The following is a 16,132-nucleotide window of genomic DNA, read 5'->3' as shown; positions in this document are numbered from 1 at the left end:
TCATGGCTCAGTTCGACCTGGATGCCTTCCTGCGGACCCAGCAGGCGCGGGTGGAGTCGCTGTTGCTCGAGCGCGCGGACCGGCTCTCCGCCTCAGGGGCTCCTCCCCGCCTGGTGGAGTCCATGCGCTACTCGCTGCTCGCGGGGGGCAAGCGGCTGCGGCCCGTGCTCTGCCTCACGTTCGCGGACACGGTGGCGCGTGCCTCGCTCATGTCGGCGCTGGCGGCGGACGCGGCGTGCGCGCTGGAGTTCGTCCACACGTATTCGCTGGTGCACGACGACCTGCCGGCCATGGATGACGATGACTTCCGTCGCGGCCGGCCGACGAACCACAAGGTCTACGGCGAGGCGATGGCCATCCTCGCGGGCGACAGCCTGCTGACGGATGCCTTCGGACTGCTCGCGGATGGGCCGGAGCCCGTGCGGGGCGCGCTGTGCCGTGAGCTGGCGGTGGCGTCCGGTGCCGCGGGCATGGTGGGCGGTCAGGTGCTGGACACCGCGGAGGACCGACCCGCGAACCTGGACTACCTGGTGCGGATGCACCGGCTCAAGACGGGCGCGCTCATCCGCGCGGCGTGCCGCATGGGGGTGCTCGCGGGCGGAGGTGACGCGGAGGCGCTCGTGCGTGCGCAGATGTACGGCGACGCGGTGGGCCTCGCGTTCCAGATCGCCGATGACGTGCTGGACGTGACGTCGACGCAGGAGCAGTTGGGCAAGCCCGCGGGCGCGGACGCCGATGCGGGACGCTTCACCTTCCCGGCCGTGGTGGGGCTGGAGGAGTCGCGCCGTCTGGCCGACGAGCAGGTGCGGCTGGCGGTGGAGGCGGTGCGCCCGCTCGAGGGCGAGGATGGCCCCCTGGCGGCGCTCGCGCGGTACGTGGTGGAGCGGAAGTTTTGACGGCGGAGGTCCTGACCCGCATCGCCTCGCCGACGGACCTGCGAGCGCTTCCCGAAGCCGAGCTGCCCCAGCTGTGCACGGAGCTTCGGGAGGAGATCATCTCCATCTGTGGCCGCGTCGGTGGCCACCTGGGCGCGTCGCTGGGCGCGGTGGAGCTCATCGTCGCGCTGCACCGGGTCTTCCACTCGCCCACGGACGCGATTCTGTTCGACGTGGGGCACCAGACGTACGCGCACAAGCTGCTCACCGGGCGCCGGGAGCAGATGCACACGCTGCGGCAGGCCGGCGGCGTGGCGCCCTTCCTGGACCCGCGCGAGAGCCCTCATGACGCGCTCCTGGCGGGACACTCCTGCACCGCGGTGTCGGCGGCGCTGGGGGTGCTCGAGGGGCGGAGGATGATGGGGCACCGAGGCCACGTGGTGGCGGTGCTCGGGGATGGTGGGCTCACCGGCGGTTTGACGTTCGAGGGGCTCAACAACGCGGGAGGCAGTCACCTGCCGCTCGTCGTGGTGCTCAACGACAACCAGATGTCCATCAGCGCGAACGTGGGGGCGATTCCCTCGCTCCTGCGCACGCGCGGCGCGCGAGACTTCTTCCAGGGGCTGGGCTTCACGTACCTGGGGCCCGTGGATGGACATGACCTGGGCGCGTTGACCCAGGCGCTGCGCGAGGCGCGCGCGTCCATGCGGCCCGTGGTGGTGCACGCGCTGACGCTCAAGGGGAAGGGTTTCCCTCCGGCCGAAGCGGATGCCCAGACACGTGGGCACGCGATGGGGCCCTACGAGTGGCGCGACGGCAAGCTGGTGCGCTCTCGGGGAGGCCATCGCACGTACAGCGAGGCCCTGGCCTCGGCGCTGGAGGACGCGATGGAGCGTGACTCCCGCGTCGTCGCGGTGACACCCGCGATGTTGGAGGGCTCGGCGCTCAACGCGCTCAAGGCCCGCTTCCCGGACCGCGTGCACGACGTGGGCATCGCCGAGCAGCACGCGGTGACGTTCTGCGCGGGGCTCGCGGCCGCGGGCGCGCGTCCCGTGTGCTGCATCTACTCCACGTTCCTCCAGCGCGCGTACGACCAGATCATCCACGACGTGTGTCTGCCGGGTCTGCCCGTCGTCTTCGCGGTGGACCGCGCGGGGCTCGTCGGCGCGGACGGGGCCACGCACCAGGGCACCTACGACGTGTCCTCGCTGCGCCCGCTGCCGGGGCTCCGGCTGTGGTCCCCCGTGGTGGGGGAGGACTTCGCGCCCATGCTGGAGACCGCGCTGTCCTCGCCGCTGCCCTCCGTCATCCGCTTCCCCCGCGGCACGCTGCCGGCGCTGCCTCCCGAGGTGCACGTGGGCGAATCGCCGGTCCAGGGCGCCCGGTGGCTCGTGCGCGCGAAGCAGCCGGAGCTGACCTTGGTGACGCTGGGGCCGTTGGCGCTGGCAGCGCTCGAGGCGGCGCGACATGAGCCGCGATGGAACGTGCTCGACGCGCGGGAGCTGTCGCCGCTGGACGAGGGCGCGCTCCTGGAGGCCGCGAGTCAGGGCCCGCTGGTGGTGGCGGAGGAGGGCACGGTGCGCGGTGGGTTGGGGAGCGCGGTGTTGGAGCTGCTCGCCGAGAGAGGCGTGTCCCAGCGTGTGCGGCTCGTGGGCATGCCGGATGTGTTCGTTCCCCATGGAGATGCGCGGGTGCAGCGCGCGGAGCTGGGGCTGGACGCGGAGGGCTTGCGGCGCGCGGGCCGGGCGCTCCTGGAGGGGACATGACGATGAAGCCTCGCAAGGAGCGAGTGGACGTGCTGGTGGTGGAGCGCGGGCTCGCGGAGTCGCGCACCAAGGCCCAGGCGCTCATCCTCGCGGGCCAGGTCGTCGTGGATGACCAGCGCGTGGACAAGCCCGGCTCCCTCATCCCCGTGGAGGCGGAGCTGCGCCTCAAGGGCGAGGTGCTGCCGTACGTGTCGCGCGGCGGGCTCAAGCTCAAGGGCGCCATCGACCACTTCGGCCTCGACGTGCGTGGGAAGGTCGGCGCGGACATCGGCGCGAGCACGGGCGGCTTCACCGACTGCCTGCTCCAGCACGGCGCGGTGCGGGTGCACGCCATCGACGTGGGCTACGGCCAGCTCCACGAGAAGCTCCGCAAGGACCCGCGCGTTCGCTCACGTGAGCGCGTCAACGCGCGCTACCTGACGGAGGAGGACCTGCCCGAGAAGGTGGGCGTCGTCGTCATCGACGTCAGCTTCATCTCGCTCACCCAGGTGCTCCCCTCGGTGCTGCCCTTCCTGGAGCCGGGCGGCGTCCTGGCCGCGCTGGTGAAGCCTCAGTTCGAGGTGGGCCCGGACCGCGTCGGCAAGGGAGGCGTGGTGCGCGACCCCGCAGCGCGGCAGGACGCCATCGACACGGTGACGGCCTTCGTGCGCGAGCAGGGGCTCACCGTGCGGGGAGTCATGGACTCACCCGTGCCCGGTCCCGCGGGCAACGTGGAGGCGCTGCTCGTCGCCGAGCGGCCTTGAGTCGGACCGAAGGGAAGGGCGGCTCGGACGGCTCGCCCTTCCCGGTGGCCAGCGATTACGGCCGGGCGCTGCGGTACTGCGACGTCGTCTGCAGCTCGAGCAGCTTCTGGTTGGTGCGCATCCAGAGCCGGTTGTTCTCGTCGAAGGCCGCGCCCATGGACACGGAGACCTGGTAGCGGAAGAGCTCACGGCCCTCGGCCGCGCTCCCCAGCGTCTGGTCCACGCCCACCAACTCCACCGGCAGCGTGGCCGTCGAACCCTGGGCCGCGGGGCCGTTCAGGAAGAACAGGTCCGAGGTCGGGTTCGCGGGCAGCAGGTACTTCACGTGGAGCGCGCCGTTGGCGTCCACCGAGCGGCCCTCGCGGTTGCGGACGACCCCGGTGGTGCCATCCAGCAGCCACACGCGCTGCGTGGTCGCCGCGGCGACGCGGCTTCCATTTGCGTACGTGGCGATCTGCTTCACCGACCCGGTGAGCACACCCGTGACCCACTTCGACGCGCTGCCCTGGCACCCCCGCACGTTCGCGACGCAGGCGATGACCTGGGACTTGTCCTCCGGGAGCGCGAAGCCGAGGTAGAGGAGGCTCCCGTCCGAGCTGAAGGTGCCCACCGGGAGCGGCGTGGAGGTGGTCGGTGAGAGGATCTCCCGGATGATGATGGGCTCGCCGCCCTCGAGGTTGCCGTTGCTCGCGTCCAGCTCCTCGACGATGACGTTGGCGCGGTTCTCGCTCGTGGCGACGTGGCTCGCGACGAGCACGCGGCCATCGCTGCGCACCAGGAGGGGACCGATGGGACCACCGATGGCGATCTGCCGCGTGTACTTCCACTTCGTGACGCCGATGCCCAGGCCGTCCTGCGTGTCATGGCTGATGCGGTAGATGGGGCCGGGGACGGAGCGGATCAACGCATCGCCGTCAGTGTTGACGGTCAGGTCCTCGACCGCGAGGTCCACCGGGGTGCGCGAGGTGATCTTGAAGTCGCGGTCGATGGCGAACGCGCCGTATCCGGGGGTGTAGACCCAGCGCTTGCCCGTCGTCGCGTGGCGGGGCGTGATGACCGTGGACGCGTTGCAGAGGGTGGGCACCTGCAGGGTTCCGGCGGCGCCACCCGAGGCGTTGTGCCGGTACATGGTCTCGATGCCGCCCGGGGTCGTCTTGAGGCAGCTGAGGAAGGTCGCCGTGGAGCCCGAGCCGTCGACGGCGAGCGGGAAGGCGTAGACCTGGAGGCCCTGCGGATCATCCGAGGCGCGGGACACGGGGAAGAACGTGGCCGGCTGGGGCAGGGACGTGTTCTTCCGGCCGTCGTCGCAGACCACCTCCGCGGTGAGCGACAGGCTGGCGGCGAGCCCCACCAGGGGGTTGGAGTACGGGATGTCCGACGCCAGCAGCTCGAAGTTGGTGGTGCCACCGCCCGAGGGGAACGCCTTGAGGAAGGTGGTCCGGTCGTAGATGTTGAGCGTGTTGACCTTCTCGCAGCCGGAGATGGTCGCGATGAGCTTGAGGCTGAGGCCCGCGACGGTGCCCTCGGGGACGGTCAGGGCCACCTGCGGAGGATCCGGCGTGGGCGGCGGCGGGTCGTCGCCACAGCTGATGGTCAGACCGGAGACGAATACGAGGGCGGTGCGCCATGCACGCCGAGTCACGGGAGGGTGGAGCATGGCACCGCACTCTACCTCGCTCGCACCATTCCCGGCATCCTCCCCCCATCCGCAAAACCGCCGGGCCCCCGAGCCCTCGAAGATTGCGACCCTCCCGGGCCCCGTGACGTGATAGCCCGGCGATTCCCGTGGGTGGGGACCTCGCGTCTCCCACCTCTCCAGGGCGAACGGGAACGGGTGGGAGCTCGCGATGACGGGTGGTTGGCTGCTCGAAGGGACGGAGTCCGGCCGGACGAGCGGCGCCAGGTCAGGGCGGGCGTGGGAAGGATTCGCGCCATGCGATGTTGGCGCGCGCCCGTTGGGCCCCCGGAGTGGGGGACATGGGGTGGAAGTGCTCCAGGGAGCCGGGTGTGGGAAGCCACGATGGGCGTGGCGCCCGGGCATCTCCACTCACAGTCCTGGTCGCCACCGGATGTGCGCCGCTCTGGCCCACGGACGTGAACGGCGGCAAGATTCGGAAACCGAACCATGAACCCTTCCGCATTCAACGGGTTTTTGCAGCCTCCCCAGTGGCGCCCGAGCAGGGCCGCCGCGGCGCGAGGTTCACTGTGAGAGTCGAGATGCAGGCGGATCAGCGGGGACGCGTGCTGGTGGTGGCCGGGAAGGAGTCCGGCGACGCCTTGATGGAGCGGCTGACCGCCAGCGGCTATCACTGCGCGGCGGCCGAGAAGGACTCCGGGCTGGCGGAGCTGGCGGACTCGCTGCAACCCGAGGTCGTGCTGCTGTCGGTGACGGCCAAGCGGGCCGCGGAGCTGCTGGAGTCCCTGCGTCGGGTGGAGCGGCTCCAGCGGTTGCCGGTGGTGGTGGACCTGGGCAAGTCGCGCTCGGCGGAGGCCTTCAAGCGCCTGGCGGTGGATGACTGGATTCGCGGCGCGGACGAGGTGGTACCCCGGCTGGAGGCCGCGCTCAGGGCGGGCCGGCTGAAGGATCGCGAGGAGCGCGTCCGGCTGCGGATGGGGATGCTGCTGGAGATCACCCAGGCGGCGACGAGCTCGCTGGAGCTGGAGGAGATCCTCCGCATCGCGGTGGACAAGGTGGGGCGCGTCACCGGGACGGACCGCTGCTCGGTGGTGCTGGTGGAGGGCAGCCACGCGCGCACGGGCAAGGTGGTGGCGACGCAGGAGGACCCCAGCCTGGTGCAGCTCGACATCGAGGTGGCGCGCTATCCGGAGCTGCGCCGCGCGCTGGAGACGCGCGAGCCGGTGCTCATCGAGGAGGCGCAGCGGGATCCGCTCATGGCGGAGGTGCGCACGTCCCTCGTGCCCCTGGGCGTGAAGTCCATCCTGGTGCAGCCGCTCATCTGCCAGGACGACCTGTTGGGCGCGCTGTTCCTGCGCGTGTCGCGCATGGACGCGTCCTTCGGCCGCGACGAGCAGGAGTTCACCCAGGCCGTGGCCGGCGTGCTGGCCAACTCCATCCGCAACGCGCGGCTGCACACCGCGGTGAAGAAGAAGCGCGAGGACCTGGAGCTGGCGTACGTCGAGCGCTACCACGAGCTGCTCGAGGCGAACCGCCGTCTCAAGGAGCTCAACCGCCTGAAGGATGAGATCATCGCGGTGGTGAGCCATGACCTGCGCGCGCCGCTCCAGGTGCTGCTGGGCCATGGCCGCCTGCTGCTGGAAGGGCCGCTGGAGTCGCAGCAGAAGCAGTCCGCGGAGGCGATGATCCGCCAGGGCAAGAAGATCCTCGGCCTGGTCGAGTCGCTGCTGGAGAAGGGCAAGGGCGAGGCGGCGCGGCTGTCCATCGAGCCGCGCGTGCTGGACGTGGCGCAGCTGTGCCGCGACGCCGTCAACGAGCTGGAGATCCTGGCGGCTGAGCGGGGCGTGGCCCTGCGCGCGGACTGCCCCGACAGCCTGATGCTCATCGGCGACGAGGTGAAGCTGCACGAGGTGCTGCAGAACCTCATCACCAACGCCATCCACCACGCGCGCGACGCGGGCGAGGTCGTCGTGTCCACGCGGCGGCTGGGCCGTCCGGACGGTGACGCGGCGAAGGTGTGTGTGCAGGACGACGGCGTGGGCATCCCCCAGGACGAGCTGCACCTGGTGTTCGACCGGTATCGTCACGGAGGCAAGGGGACGGGGCTGGGGCTCGCCATCTGCAAGGAGTTCGTGGAACTGCACGGCGGCGAAATCTGGGCGGAGAGCCCGCCGGAGCACGGGTGCCTCTTCGTCTTCACGCTGCCGCTCGCGCAGGAGGCGCCGCGCAATCCTCGGCCCGTGGTCGCCGCGTCGTCGGTGTCGGAGCAGCCGCGCGTGCTGGTGGTGGAGGACGAGCCCGAAATCGCCGCGGTGCTTTCGGAGGTCCTGCGCTCGAAGTACCGCGTGGAGGTGGCGCGCGACGGAGCGGAGGGCCTGGCCCGGGCGCGCGCGCAGCGGCCGGACCTGGTGGTCATGGACGTGTTCCTGCCCAAGCTGGACGGCCTGGACGCGGCCATGGCGCTCAAGTCGTCGTCCGACACGGCGCACATCCCGGTCATCCTGCTGTCCGCGCACCAGGGTGTCGCGGAGAAGGTCCGCTCGCTCAACCTGGGCGCGGTGGACTACATGAGCAAGCCGTTCAACGCGGTGGAACTCCTCAACCGCACGGACCGCGCGCTCAAGCTGCGCCAGGGTGAGCGCGAGCAGCAGGAGCGAGACCGCTCCCAGCCCTCGCTCCAGCGCCGCACCGGCAGCGACCCCGCAACGGGGCTGCATGACCGCCGCGGATTGCTGCTCCGCCTGGAGCAGGAGCTGGCCCGCAGCCGCCGCTACCACCGGGCCCTGAGCCTGGCGGTGCTGCGGCCCGACCGGCCCGTCGAGCCCGTCCCGAACAACATCGCGGACGTGATGCGCAAGCGGGTGCGCCACCCGGATGCCATCTCCCACCTGGGCGCCGGTGTCTTCGTCGTCGTCCTGCCCGAGTGCAACGCGGAGGCCGCTCGCGCCGTCATCAGCCGTTTGATGCCGGACGTGGAGAAGGCGACCGACACCGAGTACCGCTCGGCGGTGGCGGACGTGAGCCAGGACAGCGACCCGGTGGAGAAGCTGCTCGAGAAGCTGGGGGCGCCGCCTCCCGAGGAGGCCTGAGACCCTGCAAGGCGGCTGGGGCCGCGCTAGACTTCCATCTCGCGTGAGCCCCTCTCGCCTCCTCGTCGCCGTCCTGCTCGTCGCCTTGTCCGGGCCCCAGGCCCTGGCGGCGGCGCCCACGTCACGGCGTCCCCGCGTCGACCGGGAGGCCATGCGCGAGGCGATGGACGCGGCGGCCACGGACGAGGGGGCCTTCTCCTCGTCCGCCAGCTACACCCAGTACCTGCGGGCCCGGTTGCTCCACCACGCCGGAGACCACCGGGGCGCGGTGGATGCGCTGCGGCTGGCGCTGGCCACGGATGACGGCCACCCGCTGCTGCTCACCCGCCTGGCGGAGGAGTACGCCCGGCTGGGAGACCTGGACAAGGCGGAGCGGGAGCTGCGCCGCGCGGTGGAGCGCTCCTCGGCGTACTACCCCGCGCACGTGCTCCTGGGCCGCGTGCTCATGGAGTCGGGCCGCTTCACCCGCGCGCGCCTGCACCTGCGCCGCGCCATGGCCCTCAAGCCGCGCGACCCCGAGGCGTACCTGGTCCTCGCGCAGCTCTACCTGGAGTCCGGTACCCCCGGGGAGGCGGTGAAGGTGGTGGAGTCCCTGGCCCGTGCGTTGCCGGGCGAGGCCTCCGGCTACCGGAAGCTGGGGCTGGCCCTGGCCGAGCGCGGCGACACCGCCCGCGCGGAGCGGCTGCTCTCCGAGGCGGCCACGAGGGACCCGGGCGACGTGGAGGTGCTGGGCACGTTGGCGAAGCTGTACGAGGAGACGGGCCGCCCCGGGCGCGCCGAGGAGACGCTGGCCAAGGCGCTGGAGCGCGAGCCAGACAGTCAGGAGGTGCTCCTGGCGGCGGGGCGCTCCGCGCTGAAGGCGGGCTCGCCGGTGCGGGCGCGGGCGTACTTCGACCGGCTCCTGTCGCTGTCGGGTGAGCCCGAGACGGCGGTGCGGGTGGCCTTCAGCTACCTGTCCGAGCGTGAGCCGGACGCCGCCGTGCAGGTGCTGGAGTCCGCCCGGAGCGCGAGTGACGGCGAGCCCCGGCTGGCCTACTACGCGGGCCTGGTGCACGAGCGACTGCGGCGCTTCCCCGAGGCGGCGGAGGCCTTCGCTTCCGTGCCGGAGGGCTCGGACATCTACCCCGACGCCCGGGTGCGCCAGGCGAAGTGCCTGTCGCTGTCGGGACAGCACCCGCGCGCGCTGACACTCCTGCGCGCGGCGCTCCAGGACGCGCCCGACGACCTGGAGGTCCGCGCGCAGTACGCCCGGGCGCTGGAGCGGGGAGGCACGCCCGCGCGCGCCGAGTCCGTGCTGAAGGAAGGGCTGTCGCGGCAGCAGTCCGCGGCGCTCTACGACGCGCTGGCCGCCACGCTGCAGCGGCAGGGGCGGGGAGAAGAGGCGCTGACGCTGCTGCGAGAGGCTTTGGCTCGCATGCCGAAGGACCCGGCCCTCCAGTACGTGATGGGCGCGGCCTTCGAGCGTCAGGGCGACATGGTGGGCGCGCAGGCGCGCATGCGCGCGGTGCTGGAGGTGGAGCCGGACCACGCCCCCGCGCTCAACTTCCTGGGCTACCTGCTGGCGCAGAGCGGACGTCACCTGGACGAGGCCGAGCGGATGGTGCTGCGCGCGCTGGAGCTGCGGCCCGACAACGGCGCGTTCCTGGACTCGCTGGGGTGGGTCTACTTCCGGCGCGGGGACTACCCTCGCGCGGTGGAGGTGCTGGAGCGGGCCTCCACGCTGGCGCCGGACGAGCCCGTCATCCTCGAGCACCTGGGGGACGCCTATCAGCGCGCCGCCCGGGGCCCGGAGGCGGCGGGGGCCTGGCGCCGGGCGCTGGAGGTGTTGTCGCTGGACCCCGAGTCCGCCGAGCCCCCGGGCCAGCGCGAGGCCCTGGAGCGCAAGCTCAAGGCGCTATCCACGGGTGCGGCGGGCCGCTAAGTTGCTGGGCCTATGGCTCGCCATGACGAGGGCTACTTCACCGGCCGGGACGGAACGCGGCTCTTCTGGAGGACGCACCTGCCGGACGCGGAGCCGCGAGCGCACGTCGCGGTGGTGCACGGCTACGGAGACCACTTCGGCCGCTACCAGTACGTGACGGACGCGCTGCTGGCGGACGGCTTCGCGGTGCACGGCTTCGACTACCGCGGCCACGGGCGCGCGGAGGGACGCCGCGCCTACGCGGAGAAGTGGCCTCACTACGTGGACGACCTGGAGGTGTTCTGGGAGCGCGTGCGCGCGGCGGCCGGCGGCGCGAAGACGTTCGCCCTGGCCCACAGCCACGGCGGGTTGATGGCCGCGCACTGGGTGGGGGCCCGCAAGGTGGAGGGGCTCTCCGGGCTGGTGCTGTCGGGCCCGTACTTCAAGCTGGCAATCACCCCGCCCGCCGTGAAGGTGATGGCCGCGAAGGCGGCGGGAGCGCTGGTGCCGTGGCTGGGCATCGCCTCCGGGCTCAAGGTGGAGGACCTGACCCGGGACACGGAGGTCCAGCGCGCCACCCGGGAGGACCCGCTCTACCTGTCCATCGCCACGCCGCGCTGGTTCATCGAGTCCACCAAGGCGCAGGCCGAGGCGATGCTGCTCGCCCCGAAGATTCAAGTCCCGCTGTTCGTGCTGTGCGGCGCGGAGGACGGGGTGGCGGCGCCCGCGGCGGCGCGGGTGTTCTTCGAGACGGCGGGCTCGGCGGACAAGAAGTTCAAGGAGTACCCCGGCATGAAGCACGAGCCGCTCAACGAGGTGGGGCGCGCCGAGGTGTTCCGGGATATCTCCGGCTGGATCTCCGCGCATCTCTGACATAATCAAGGCGCTCGGCTCCTCGGGAGGAGCGGGCTCTGGGTGAGGTCACCGCATGGCAACGGGTGAAACGGGCATCATCGGCAAGGGCATCGTCATCAAGGGGAACCTCACGGGTGGTGGGGACCTTGTCATCGAGGGGCGGGTGGAGGGGCAGATTGCCCTGAAGAACCACCTCACCATCGAGAGCACCGGGAAGGTGCAGGCGGACATCCGGGCCGAGGAGTTGACCATCAACGGCGAGGCGAGCGGCAACATCGACGCCTCGACCCGCGTGGCCATCAACGCCTCGGCGAAGGTGGCTGGCGACATCAAGGCGCCGCGCGTCGTCATCGAGGATGGCGCCGTGTTCAACGGCTCCATCGAGATGGACGTCCGGCTGCCGGACGACATCTGAAGCACACGCCGCGGGCGGACGCGGCACACACCTTTCGAGAGGGCGGACAACACTCATGGCGAATACGGTCATTGGTTCGAGCATCGTCATCGACGGAGAGATTTCCGGAGACGAGGACCTGGTCATCCAGGGCACCGTGAAGGGGAAGATCTCCCTCAAGGAGAGCCTCTACGTGGAGGGCAGCGGCGTCGTCGAGGCGGACATCGAGACGCAGAACGTGGAGATCGCCGGCCGGGTGACGGGCAACATCGTCGCCAGCGACAAGGTCGAGCTGAAGACCGACTGCCGCGTGGTGGGCGACATCAAGGCGCCGCGCATCCTCATCGCCGATGGTGCCTCCTTCAAGGGCAACGTCGACATGGACATGAAGGAGCGCTGATTCGTGGCCACCCCGAAGGAGTTGAGCGGTAGTAACGCCGTCAACAACACCGTGGTGGGGCCTTCCATCCTCATCAGCGGCCGGTTGACGGGCGACGAGGACCTCACCGTCCGGGGCCGCGTGGAGGGGGAGCTGACGCTCAGCCGCACCCTCATCGTGGAGCCTTCGGGTGTGGTGAAGGCGAACGTGGCGGTGAGGAACGCCATCGTCAGCGGCGTGGTGGTGGGCAACATCAACGCGACGGAGAGCGTGGAGCTGACCCGCGAGGGCCGCATGGTGGGCGACATCCACGCCCCGCGCGTCATCATCGTGGACGGCGCCAGCTTCCGCGGCCGCGTGGACATGGGTGACGTGGAGCCCGGCCGCCTGCCTTCGGAGCGCCCCGTGGTGGCCCGCCCCACCCAGGTGACGCGGCCGTCGACGGCGACCCCCGTGCGCACCACGACGACGCCCGCCCGCCCGCCGACGCCTCCCGCGCGTCCGCCGGCGCCTCCGGCCCGTCCCACGACGCCCGCCCCGGCGCCCACGACGGTGGCCCGCCCCTCGAGCAAGCCTCTGCCGCCGCCTCCGCCCCCCCGGGCCGAGCCGCGTCCGACGCCGCCGCCCGTGGAGCAGACGACTTCTGCCGAGCCGCCAACGCCCTTCTCGGTGGGTGCTGGCGCCAAGAAGAAGGTCGTGGTGAAGAAGAAGACCCGCTAGAGCACACAGCCCGCGCCGCCGGAGTCGGTGGCGCGGGAGTGGGCAGACCAGGGGTGCCACCATGGACGCCGAGCACAGGGTTGACGGAGAGGATGGGATGCCGGGTTCTCCGGAGGGTGGCTCGTCGTCCGCGCCCGAGGCGATGTCGGCGCGGGGTGATGGCGCGAGCCAGGACGGCGCGCCGTCAGAGTCGTCGCGTATAGAGGGAGCCGTCGGGGAGTCCGCCCCGGTCGACTCCTCCGCGCCGGACGCGGGTGCGTCGGCGCCGGAAGGCGGTTCACCGGAGTCCCAGGCAATCGCCGCCGAAGGCGCGCCCAGCACGGGCGAGCCCGAGCGGAGCATGGAGTCGTCGGTGGGTTCGTCGGAAGAGTCCCAGGAGAAGTCCCCGTCGGAGTCCACGCCGGAGGCCTCGAGCCGCGAGGCCGCGTCGCCGTCGTCGGAGGCTGCGCCCTTCGAGGAAGTGACGCGCCAGGAGCCCGTGGAGGCGTCGCCCTCCGAGGCGGCTCGCGGCCCGGAGTCCGCGGAGGCGCCGTCCTCCGAGGGAGCTCAAGCCTCCGCCGAGGCGTCCGGCGCGGAAGAGGAGCCGGACGAGGAGTCGTCCGAGCTGCTCGCCGCGCCCGAGGAGCGACTCGCGGGGCGGGTGGTGACGGTGTTGATGCCGCTGGAGCGCCTGGAGGAGGAGGCGGCCTACCGGCTGCGGCCCGAGGGTGACGTGTCCGGGCTGGCCACGGACATCGCGCGGCTGGGGCAGCTGTTCCCGGTGGACGTGCGTCCCCGAGGCAACGAGCGCTATCAGCTGGTGTGCGGGTTCCGTCGCGTGGCGGCGCTGCGCTTCCTCAAGCGCGACGCGGTGCAGGCGCGCGTGCACACGGACCTGTCGGATGAGGACGCGCTCCTCATGTCGCTGGCGGAGGCCATCCACGCCACGCCGGTGGAGCCCGAGGTCCTCGAGGCCAAGCGCGACCAGCTGGAGTCCGAGGGTCGGCTGAGCGCGGCCGTGGCGGACATGCTCGCCAAGGCGCTCGCCACGGACGAGTCCCTGGCGCCCGAGGGTGTCGAGGAGGAGATCGACGCCGACGAGCTGGCCGCGGACGTGTCGCAGCGGTTGGGCGCCATCAACCAGGACCTCTCGCTGCTGGCGGACGTGTTCGCGTCGCTGGACGAGTCGCGCCGGGCGGAGTTGCTGATGCAGTTGCGGTACTCGTCGGAGCTGGTGGCGTACCTGGAGGGGCTGTCGTGATGGTGGATGCTCTCGCCCGTGACAGGGCCCGCCTGTTGGAGTTGCTCACGCAGCGCTCCTTCGAGCGCCGCCGCGTCGTGCTCTCGTCCGGCAAGGAGTCCGACTTCTACATCGACTGCAAGCGCACGGCGCTGCTCGCCGAGGGGCACTTCCTCATCGGTCGGCTGTTCCTGGACGCCATCCGCCGCGAGGCGCCGGAGGCGGTGGGCGTGGGCGGGCTGACGCTCGGCGCGGATCCACTCGCGTCGGCGGTGAGTCTCACGGGCTACCTCTCCAGCTATCCGCTCTCCGCCTTCATCGTCCGCAAGGAGCCCAAGGGCCACGGCACCGGCCAGTGGATCGAAGGCCTGAGCGGGCTGGGCACGGGCGCGAAGGTGGCCATCGTCGAGGACGTGGTGACGACGGGTGGCTCCACGCTGAAGGCCATCGAGCGGGCCCAGGCCGAGGGGCTCACGGTGCTCGGGGCGTTCGCCCTGGTCGACCGGTTGGAGGGAGGGCGCGAGGCGGTGGAGGCCGCGGGCCACCGTCTCACCACGCTGTTCACCCGCAAGGACTTCATCCCTTGAAGAAGCTGCTCGCGACGGGAGCGCTGCTGGGCGCGCTGGCCGGCTGTTCCCCCCTGCCTCCCATCGCCGTGGGTGAGCAGGCCCCCACCCTGAAGGACGAGAACGCGGAGTCGCGGTACCGCAAGCTGCTCGCGAAGTACACGAGCAACCAGGAGATCTACGACGGCTTCGACACGCGCCTGTTCGCGGGTGCGACGCTGCAGACGTGGACCTTCCGCGAGGCGCGCGTGAAGCGTCAGGCGGCCTTCCAGGTGCTGCCCGAGGCGAAGGTGGCGGAGTTGCTCGCCGAGGAGCGCGCCGAGGCGTCGCAGGTGCACGAGTTCTTCCTCGGCGTGCACGTCAACGACTACCGCTACCTCGACTTCGACTTCCGCCGCTCCATCTGGCGCATGGCGCTGGTGACGCCCGCGGGTGAGGTGACGCCGGTGCGCATCCGCCGCCTGGGTCGCGCGGACATGGAGATGCGCGCCTACTACCCGTACACCAACGTCTTCTGGGTGGGGTACGAGGTGCAGTTCCCCACGGTGATGAGCAGCGGCCAGCCCGTGATTCCCCCGGGCACCGAGCACGTCACGTTCCGGCTGGCCTCGTCGCTGGGGCAGGCGGAGATGAAGGTCTCCGCGCAGTAACGTAACGGCTCGCGCCTCAGGTCTGCTCGGGGCGCTTGAGCCACTTCTCGGTGACGGTGAGCGTGGGGCCGGCCTGGAGCCGCTCCAACAGCGCGGCCGGCGAGGCATTCACCGCGAAGGGCAGGGCCTGGGACTCGGGGACGAAGCCCTCGGCGGCCAGGTGCCTGGACAGCGCCACCAGCGGCTGGAAGAAGCCGAGCGTGTCGAGCAGGCCCATGGGCTTCTGGTGCAGCCCCAACTGCGCCCACGTCACGATTTCGAAGAGCTCGTCCAGGGTGCCGAAGCCGCCGGGCAGGGCGACGAAGGCGTCCGCGCGCGTGGCCATGAGGGCCTTGCGCGCGTGCATGGAGTCCACGCGGATGAGCTCGGTGAGGCCCAGGTGGGCAATCTCCCGCGCGCCCATGAAGTGCGGCAGCACGCCCACCACCTGGCCTCCCGCGGCGAGGGTGGCGGCGGCCACGGTGCCCATCAGTCCCACGCTCGCGCCCCCGTAGACGAGCGTCATCCCCCGTCGGCCCAGCTCCGTGCCCAGCTCGCGCGCGGCCTCGGTGTACTCGGGGCGGGTGCCGGGCCTGGAGCCGCAGAAGACGCAGATGTTGCGCACGGACATGTCAGAAGGCTCCGCGCCGCTCGGGGTGCGCCGCATAGAGGGCCACCAGGGCCGACAGGAAGAGGATGATGGGCAGCGCGAGCGCGTACACCTGTCGGCCCTGCCGAAGCGCGATGCCGCACGGAAGGCCGAAGAGGAAGCCGCCCAGGTGGCCCGACCAGCTCACGAAGGGCAACAGGCTCAGCACCGCCACCTGCACCAGCCAGATGCCCAGCTCCCGTCGCCCCTGCCGCGTGGCGATGGGCAGCATGGCGCCCGCCCAGCCGAGAATCATCCCGGACGCGCCCACCATGGGCGTGTCGAAGTTGAACAGCAGCGAGAACACGGATGCGCCCAGCGCGGTGACGAGCGACAGGCCGAAGAAGCGCAGCGAGCCGATGCCGCGCTCCAGCGTGAACCCCAGCGTCACCACCACGGACATGTTGAAGACGAGGTGGAGGATGCCGCCGTGCTCCAGCGCGCACGCGAGCAGCCGCCAGTACTGGCCCTCCTGCACCGCGGGGCCGTACAGCGCGCCCAGCGGGAGCTGCCGCGCGGTGAAGGACGGCAGCTGTCCGGCTTCCTCCAGGAGGAAGACCGACACGCACAGGCCGATGATGGCGTAGCAGACCCACGGGCGAGGCTGCGGTGCCTGGGGCGGGGGAGGCGTGCCGAACGGATGGCCTCCGCCGCGCGAGTCAGGTCCGCCACCTGGCGCGTCGAGGATGTGTCGCGGTCCGGAGGACATGTC

Annotated in this window: 15 protein-coding genes; 12 read left to right on the top strand and 3 right to left on the bottom strand. The window is 71.5% G+C overall.

What is annotated here, in order from left to right; translation table 11 throughout:
- Positions 1-2: 2 nt before the first annotated feature.
- Genes LXT21_RS37920 through LXT21_RS37910 form a run of 3 tightly spaced genes read left to right on the top strand, consistent with a single transcriptional unit; the run spans position 3 to position 3,384 of the window.
- Entirely contained in the window at positions 3-896 is an 894-nt protein-coding gene (locus LXT21_RS37920) for a polyprenyl synthetase family protein (RefSeq protein WP_254043113.1), read from the top strand.
- A complete protein-coding gene (locus LXT21_RS37915; RefSeq protein ID WP_254043112.1) occupies positions 893-2,641 on the top strand; it encodes a 1-deoxy-D-xylulose-5-phosphate synthase in 1,749 nt (582 codons plus the stop codon). Before LXT21_RS37920 ends, LXT21_RS37915 begins: the two co-directional genes overlap by 4 nt.
- 2 nt (positions 2,642-2,643) lie before the next feature.
- Positions 2,644-3,384: a TlyA family RNA methyltransferase gene (locus LXT21_RS37910; protein ID WP_074955495.1), complete on the top strand. Its 741-nt coding sequence runs from the start codon at positions 2,644-2,646 to the stop codon at positions 3,382-3,384.
- Between the two features lie 55 nt (positions 3,385-3,439).
- Here the strand turns inward: LXT21_RS37910 and LXT21_RS37905 are convergent, their stop codons facing one another.
- Positions 3,440-5,041, bottom strand: coding sequence for a hypothetical protein (locus tag LXT21_RS37905; protein ID WP_254043111.1), 1,602 nt, complete (start codon positions 5,039-5,041; stop codon positions 3,440-3,442).
- A gap of 560 nt (positions 5,042-5,601) precedes the next feature.
- On the opposite strand from LXT21_RS37905, the gene LXT21_RS37900 reads away from it, so the two are divergent.
- The 9 genes from LXT21_RS37900 to LXT21_RS37855 all read left to right on the top strand — a co-directional run bounded on the left by LXT21_RS37900 (position 5,602) and on the right by LXT21_RS37855 (position 14,792).
- A complete protein-coding gene (locus LXT21_RS37900) occupies positions 5,602-8,109 on the top strand; it encodes an ATP-binding protein (protein ID WP_254043110.1) in 2,508 nt (835 codons plus the stop codon).
- 43 nt (positions 8,110-8,152) lie between these two features.
- Positions 8,153-10,030 carry a tetratricopeptide repeat protein gene (locus LXT21_RS37895; protein ID WP_323395522.1) on the top strand — a complete coding sequence of 626 codons (1,878 nt, stop codon included), beginning with the start codon at positions 8,153-8,155 and terminating at the stop codon, positions 10,028-10,030.
- Between the two features lie 12 nt (positions 10,031-10,042).
- Positions 10,043-10,882 carry an alpha/beta hydrolase gene (locus tag LXT21_RS37885; RefSeq protein ID WP_254043109.1) on the top strand — a complete coding sequence of 280 codons (840 nt, stop codon included), beginning with the start codon at positions 10,043-10,045 and terminating at the stop codon, positions 10,880-10,882.
- 55 nt (positions 10,883-10,937) lie between these two features.
- Positions 10,938-11,279, top strand: a complete 342-nt coding sequence (gene bacN / locus LXT21_RS37880; protein WP_046714731.1) for a bactofilin BacN — start codon at positions 10,938-10,940, stop codon at positions 11,277-11,279.
- A 55-nt stretch (positions 11,280-11,334) separates the two neighbouring features.
- Positions 11,335-11,658 carry a bactofilin family protein gene (locus LXT21_RS37875; protein WP_002636698.1) on the top strand — a complete coding sequence of 108 codons (324 nt, stop codon included), beginning with the start codon at positions 11,335-11,337 and terminating at the stop codon, positions 11,656-11,658.
- Positions 11,659-11,661: 3 nt separating this feature from the next.
- Positions 11,662-12,357 (top strand): bactofilin BacP, encoded by a 696-nt coding sequence (gene bacP / locus LXT21_RS37870; RefSeq protein WP_254043108.1) that lies wholly within the window; start codon positions 11,662-11,664, stop codon positions 12,355-12,357.
- A 97-nt stretch (positions 12,358-12,454) separates the two neighbouring features.
- Positions 12,455-13,597 (top strand): ParB/RepB/Spo0J family partition protein, encoded by a 1,143-nt coding sequence (locus tag LXT21_RS37865; RefSeq protein ID WP_254043107.1) that lies wholly within the window; start codon positions 12,455-12,457, stop codon positions 13,595-13,597.
- Entirely contained in the window at positions 13,597-14,163 is a 567-nt protein-coding gene (gene pyrE / locus LXT21_RS37860) for an orotate phosphoribosyltransferase (RefSeq protein WP_074955483.1), read from the top strand. Before LXT21_RS37865 ends, pyrE begins: the two co-directional genes overlap by 1 nt.
- The gene (locus tag LXT21_RS37855; RefSeq protein ID WP_254043106.1) at positions 14,160-14,792 is read left to right on the top strand and encodes a hypothetical protein; all 633 of its coding nucleotides are present in this window, start codon (positions 14,160-14,162) and stop codon (positions 14,790-14,792) included. Before pyrE ends, LXT21_RS37855 begins: the two co-directional genes overlap by 4 nt.
- 16 nt (positions 14,793-14,808) lie before the next feature.
- On the opposite strand, the gene LXT21_RS37850 is transcribed toward LXT21_RS37855, so the two are convergent.
- Positions 14,809-15,402 (bottom strand): LOG family protein, encoded by a 594-nt coding sequence (locus tag LXT21_RS37850; RefSeq protein ID WP_254043105.1) that lies wholly within the window; start codon positions 15,400-15,402, stop codon positions 14,809-14,811.
- Between the two features lies 1 nt (position 15,403).
- Entirely contained in the window at positions 15,404-16,129 is a 726-nt protein-coding gene (locus LXT21_RS37845) for a rhomboid family intramembrane serine protease (protein ID WP_254043104.1), read from the bottom strand.
- Positions 16,130-16,132 lie beyond the last annotated feature (3 nt).

Source organism: Myxococcus guangdongensis, from assembly GCF_024198255.1.
Lineage (GTDB): Bacteria > Myxococcota > Myxococcia > Myxococcales > Myxococcaceae > Myxococcus > Myxococcus guangdongensis.
This window is presented reverse-complemented; position numbering and strand designations above follow the sequence as displayed.